At 66.2% G+C, this 5,797-nt stretch carries 4 protein-coding genes; 2 read left to right on the top strand and 2 right to left on the bottom strand.

The features are described from left to right. Window positions 1–327: 327 nt before the first annotated feature. Together E6K79_11105 and E6K79_11100 are read right to left on the bottom strand one after the other, a co-directional pair. Window positions 328–1,416 (bottom strand): DNA topoisomerase VI, encoded by a 1,089-nt coding sequence (locus E6K79_11105; GenBank protein TMQ63183.1) that lies wholly within the window; start codon window positions 1,414–1,416, stop codon window positions 328–330. Continuing rightward, entirely contained in the window at window positions 1,413–3,086 is a 1,674-nt protein-coding gene (locus tag E6K79_11100) for a DNA topoisomerase VI subunit B (protein ID TMQ63182.1), read from the bottom strand. The genes E6K79_11105 and E6K79_11100 overlap by 4 nt, the downstream gene beginning before the upstream one ends. Before the next feature lie 249 nt (window positions 3,087–3,335). Between E6K79_11100 and E6K79_11095 the strand changes: the two genes are divergently transcribed. Together E6K79_11095 and E6K79_11090 are read left to right on the top strand one after the other, a co-directional pair. Next, complete coding sequence (locus E6K79_11095; protein ID TMQ63181.1) at window positions 3,336–4,871, top strand: hypothetical protein; 1,536 nt, start codon at window positions 3,336–3,338, stop codon at window positions 4,869–4,871. Then, window positions 4,871–5,797, top strand: a 927-nt coding sequence (locus E6K79_11090) for a type IV pilus twitching motility protein PilT (protein TMQ63190.1), incomplete at its 3' end; no start/stop codon positions are given. The genes E6K79_11095 and E6K79_11090, both read left to right, overlap by 1 nt.

Below are 5,797 nucleotides of genomic sequence, written 5' to 3'. Positions count from 1 at the left end.
TTGCCTGGCGATCGGCGTCATCTGGACGATTCGCCTCGACGTTCCCTCCCCCCAACCGTGGTGGTACGGCAAGAAGGCGGTCGTGCACCTCGAGGTCTGGGAGCCCGGCAAAGACATGGCCACGATCGCCATGACCCTCCCGAAGGGCCCTCTCGACGCCATGTACGCGCTCGGCCTGAAGGGCAAGATCGACATCAACGACGGGCGCGAAATCGAGCTGAAGGGAGTCTGGAGGAAACTCCAACGCCTCCCCCGCGGCGAGAAGCTCACGATCGACCAGGACGGCGCGACCGCCACGATGTGGATCGAGACGCCAGGCGCCCCGAATTAAGGCAGGAACTTGTCGGGGTGCGCGATCTTCTCGGGAAGGTACGTGTCCACCACGTAGTTGAGACCGTGCGCGGCCAGGGCCTGCTGCTCCGCGCGGACCCCCATCGTCACCAGCTGCTCCATCGCCTTCGCCCACGGCTTGTGGTGCTTGAAGAACGGGTCGTTCTTGATCGCGTCCTTCGCGCGCTTGACGTCGACCTCCTTGAGCGGGTGCGTCGGTAGCTTGTAGTCGATGATGTCCTGCGGCGTGATGCCCAGGAAGCGGGCCTGGGGCACGCAGAAGAATTCGTTGATGTGCGCCGCGTTCCCCGAGCCCACCTTGAACGTCCGGTAGATGTTGCTGATGCCGTAGGGATCGCCGTCCACGAACACGTAGACCGGGATCTTCTGCGTGTCGGCGAGCCGGCGGATGAAGCGCCGGCAGGCCCGCGTCGGAACGCCCCCCATCGAGACCAGGATGCAGCTCGCCTTCTTCCAGTAGCCGTGCTTCACGAGGCGCTGGAACATGCCCGCGGTCTCGATGACCAGAATGAATTTCGCCGTGGTCTCGAACTTGAGGTCCTCGACCGAGATCGGGATGGAATAGGCGCCGCTCCCGAACTTCGTGCAGTCGATTCGAATGGCCTTGCCGGTGTCCGGGTCCTTGTCGACGACGATGAGGGTCCCCGCGACGTCGCCCCCCTTTTCCTCGGGAACGAAGCCCATCTGCTCGCGGTTCACCTCGAAGAGGGCCTCGACGTCGTCCATGACCGTGTCGGATTCCTCTTGCTCGAGGAAGCGGGCGTCCCCCCAATTCTTGGAGACGTAGTAGGCTTCCCGCTTGGTCGCGATGTCGTCGGTCTCGACCAGCGTCTTCGACAGCGCCATCATCTTGAGCGTCTGCGCGAAGGTCTTCACCGTGTTGACGGTAAGGGTGCGCTCCTTCTTCTTGCCCTTGATCTCGAAGTAGCCTTCCTTCTCGAGGTAGCGCACGTTGGCGAGGGATCGAATCGGGAAATAGAGCGTCGGCTTCTTCTTCTTGAGGATCTGCTCCTCGACGCCCTTCGCCTCTTTCTTGATCTTGGGGACGACGCCGGTGTCGCTCATGGTAGACGGCTCCGCTCCAGGGTGTCTTTCAAGGTCGCGCAGACCTTTTCCTTCCGCTTGTCGTCGATGCCGAGAATTTCCTGCAGCGCGATCCCGATGTGGGGGATGTACTTCTCGATGTAGGAGCGCTTCTTCTCGGCGTCCTCTTCGCGCAGGCCGCGCCGGATGAAGATCCCCAGCTTGCGCCCGACGTCCTGAAGCGCGAGGCGTATCTCCTTCGCGATCTCGGGATAAGAGGCGACCGACTCCTTGGACTCCGACGTGAACGGAACCCAGACCGAGGCGATGTGGACCATCAGGATCATCGGCCCCGTCGGGAGCGCGCCCCTCGACTGCTGGATGCCGTACGATTTCCAGTTCGTCTGGATCACCGCCTTGGTCACCGCGCACGCCGACTGCTGGTAGAGAAGCGGAACGCGGTTCGCGAATCGAAGCAGCGTGACCAGCTCGTCGCCGGGCAGGCTGTCGGCCCCGTAGGCGAGCGCCGCCTCGACCAGGAACGGGTTGCCGCGGTAGACCGAGGGGGAGCGCGTGGTCGCGGCATAGAATCGCGCGTCCACCTGCTTCTTGAGCCCGGTCAGGAGCAGCTCCTCGCCGATCGGCGAGAGCACGTTGGAAGGAGGCGCCATCAGCTTGGTCGCCTGGACCGCGTTGTAGAGCGCCTCGGCCTGGTCCCGTGCCGCCTTCTGCGGCGTCATGTTCGGCGAAAGGGACGCCGCCCGGGAGATCTCCTCCGCCACGGCCGGGCTCACGCGCGAGAACTCGCTGCTCAGGAATCCCTTGAGGTTCCGCGCCTTCGTCTCGTGGAGCATCTTGAGGAGAATGCCCAGCTCGACGCCGTGCGGGTGCGGCTTGATCTCGAGCGGCGCCTTGGGGAGCTCCGCGGCCACGCGTTCCAGCGCGAGCCGCTCACCGTCCGGGGCGACGTAGGTGATCGCCGCGTGGGGATTCGCCATCGCGGTCTGCTCGACGTAGCCGTCGACCGAGTGCCTCCCCTTCTTGTATGTCGCTTCGATCTCGATTTCGACGCGCGTCCCGTGCTCCGGCTCCCATTTGACCTCGTCGTCGGCGGTCACGACCGGCGCGTTCCGGCGCGTGTCGATCTGGATGTCGAATTTGTGGGCAGGCTTGCCCGCGCCGACCCGCGAGATGACCGTGATCGGCTTTCCGGTCGTGAGCTGGCCGTACATGCCGGCCGCGGAGATCCCGATCCCCTGCTGCCCGCGCGACTGGCGGAGCCGGTGGAACTTCGAGCCGTAGAGGAGCTGGCCGAAGATCTTCGGCACCTGCGCCTTCACGATGCCGGGCCCGTTGTCCTGGACCGCCACCCGGTAGCGCGTCTCGGAGATCCCCTGGATCTCGATCAGAATGTCCGGGAGGATTCCCGCCTCCTCGCACGCGTCGAGGGCGTTGTCGACCGCTTCCTTCACGGTCGTCAAGAGCGCCTTGGCCGGGCTGTCGAAGCCGAGAAGGTGGCGGTTCTTGGTGAAGAACTCGCTGACGGAGATCTCGCGCTGCTTCTCGGCAAGGTCCGCGGCCGTGAGCCGGACGATCTTCTTCGCGGCCGGCTTGGAGGATTGCGGCGGCGGGCTCGGCTTCTTCGAGCCGGACGCGGCGGGCGTCTTGCGTGGCACTCTCTTTAGCTTCAGCTTCAATTGTGCTTGCGCCATGGACTCCCCGTTGCAGAGTTCGAATCTCCGACCCCCGAAACCGCGCAGAATCTAACCGCTTGCCGCCCGGTGGGGCAAGCATTGCGCCGGCTTGCCGCGCGTCCGATCCCCGCAGTGTCAGTAAATCGCCAGAACCCCCTCCGATCTTAACGCGCCATTTCACAGCCCGTTCGGCCGGGGGGCGCGGGCCGCGCGGCGCCCGAAATTATTTCTATAAATCGACCGGCCAACGCTATCCCCGCGTGGCACATGCCTTGCGAATCGAACCCCGCGCCGGCACTTCCACTCCACCCTGAAGCGAGGTACCTGGTGGCCGCGATCGGACAAAAGAAGCGCGGGTTGACCTCCATTCTCATCGACGGCGGAATCGTCACGCCGGAGCAGGTCGATCTCGCCCTGGTGCGCCAGGTCGAGACAGGACGCCTGATCGGAGAGTCGCTCGTCGAGCTGGGCTTCACGACAGAGGAGAACATCGCCTGGGCGCTTTCGAAGCAGCTCGGCGTCCCTTACGCCGACGTGCACGCCGATACCCTGGATTCGGAGCTCGTGAACCGCTTCGGCGAGGCGCTCCTCCGCCGGGTGCAGGCCGTCCCACTTTTCCGGAGCCATGACGAGATCGTTATCGCGACGGTCGACCCCACCGACACCGAGCCGGTCGCCGAGCTGCGCCATGCCGCGGGCGCGCGGACGACCCTGGTGATCGGCTGCCCATCGGCGATCCGCCGCGCCCTGGACTCGATATACGGCCTCGAGCGGATCGAGGAGGAGGCACGGAAGCCCACGGGGATCGGGCGCTTCGACGTGGTCTGGGACCGGGCGGGGACCAGCTTTCTCCTGTACCACCTTCACGGGGCGCAGAGACGCCGCGCGTCGGAGATCCACTTCATCCCGTCCCCAGAAGGCCTCTCGATTCATTACCGTACGGATCGCGGCCTCGAGCGCCAGGGTGTGGAGCGTCCGGAAACCTCGGCGTACCTGCGCCAGCGCCTGGCGCAACTCGGCGCGCCGGACCTGATGGAAGGCAGCGTCGCCAGCGCGTGCGGCTCGGTCGTCGTCGACGTCGGCGGCACGAACATCCACGCCGCCGTCCTCCACTGCCGCGCCGACTCCGGCGTGACGACGGTGCTTCGATTGACGCCGGTCCTGGCCGCGGCACCCGACCTCTCGGCGCTCGGCCTGTCGCCGATCGGGGAGGCCGAGATCAGGGACTTTGTTGAAGGCCCGGAGGGATTGGTGATCGTACACGGTCCGCCGCGCTCTGGAGGCTCGACGGTGCTCGCCTCGCTGGCCGCGCTCGCCGCTTGCCCGGAGCGGAGGACGCTCGTCTTGGAGCCGGCTTCGTCGGCGCCGTATGCGCCAGGGACGACGCGGGTCCGAATCACCGCGGTGGGCGGCGCCGAGACGGATTGGGAGCGGATCGCGGTCGGGCTCGGAGCGGACGTCCTGGTGCTGGATGATGTGCTTCGGGGCAGCGCGATCGAGGGCGTGCTGAGCGGCGCGACGGTGGGGCGGCTGGTCTTCGTAAGGACCGACTGGCTCGACGGCCGCATGCTCCTCGCCGAGCTCGCCCGCAGCCGCCACGGGCGTGCCGTGCTTCGCGACCGCCCCTTCGCCATGATCTCGCTTCCGTCCGCGCGGCGGGAGGGCTCGGGGGTGTGGTCCACCCCGGCGGTCTCCGAGGCGGACGCCGGAATTCTCGAGGCCACGATCCTCACGGAAGCGGACCGCGACGCGCTCGTCATTGCCGCGTCGGCGCCGACAATGCGCCCTAGCGGAGGACGCTGATGGCCGTCAAGATCCAGCCGTTGCTCCAGGCGATCGTCAACGCGGGGGCTTCCGACCTTCACGTCTCGACCGGCATGCCGCCGATCGCGCGGTTGCGGGGAGAGATGGTTCCGCTCCAAGCGCCGCCGCTCGATCCCGAGCAAACGCGGCAGGCCCTCTACGAGCTCCTCACCGACGCGCAGCGCGCTCAGTTCGCCGAACGGCTGGATCTCGATTTCGCGATCGAGATTCCCGGGCTGGCCCGGTTCCGCGCGAATTACTTCGAGCAGCGCCGTGGCATGGCCGCTGTATTCCGGGTCATCTCCTCCAAGATCCCCACGCTGGAGCAGCTGGGCACGCCGCGCGTGCTCAAGGACTTGGCACTCCGCGAGCGCGGGCTGGTGCTCGTCACCGGTCCGACCGGGAGCGGAAAGTCCTCGACGCTCGCCGCGATGATCGATCACGTGAACGAGACGTGCCAGAAGCACATCATCACGATCGAGGACCCGATCGAGTTCGTGCACCAGCCGAAGAAGTGCCTGATCAATCAGCGCGAGGTCGGAGCGCATACGGAGAGCTTCAGCGCCGCGCTGCGGGGCGCGCTCCGCGAGGATCCGGACGTCATGCTCGTGGGGGAGCTCCGCGATCTGGAGACGACGTCCCTCGCGATCACGGCGGCCGAGACCGGGCACCTCGTCTTCGGAACCCTGCACACCAACTCGGCTGCCAAGACGATCGACCGGCTCATCGATGTCTTTCCGACCGGGCAGCAGGCGCAAGTTCGCACCATGCTGAGCGAATCGTTGGAAGGGGTCGTGGCCCAAACCCTCATCCCGACCGCCGATAAGAAAGGCCGGGTCGCGGCGTTCGAGATCCTGGTGGGCGTCAACGCCCTCCGAAATCTGATCCGCGAGGACAAGACATCCCAGATCCAGAGCGTGATCCAG

The organism is Candidatus Eisenbacteria bacterium, from assembly GCA_005893305.1.
Classification (GTDB): domain Bacteria; phylum Eisenbacteria; class RBG-16-71-46; order SZUA-252; family SZUA-252; genus WS-9.
Note: the sequence above shows the minus strand (reverse complement) of the source record. Positions and strands in the feature narration are given on the sequence as shown.

Bases quoted from the DNA above. Each gene is read 5' to 3' on its own strand.
- E6K79_11105 (TMQ63183.1), bottom strand. From the start codon at position 1,416: ATGAGCGACACCGGCGTCGTCCCCAAGATCAAGAAAGAGGCGAAGGGC.
- E6K79_11100 (TMQ63182.1), bottom strand. From the start codon at position 3,086: ATGGCGCAAGCACAATTGAAGCTGAAGCTAAAGAGAGTGCCACGCAAG.
- E6K79_11095 (TMQ63181.1), top strand. From the start codon at position 3,336: ATGCCTTGCGAATCGAACCCCGCGCCGGCACTTCCACTCCACCCTGAA.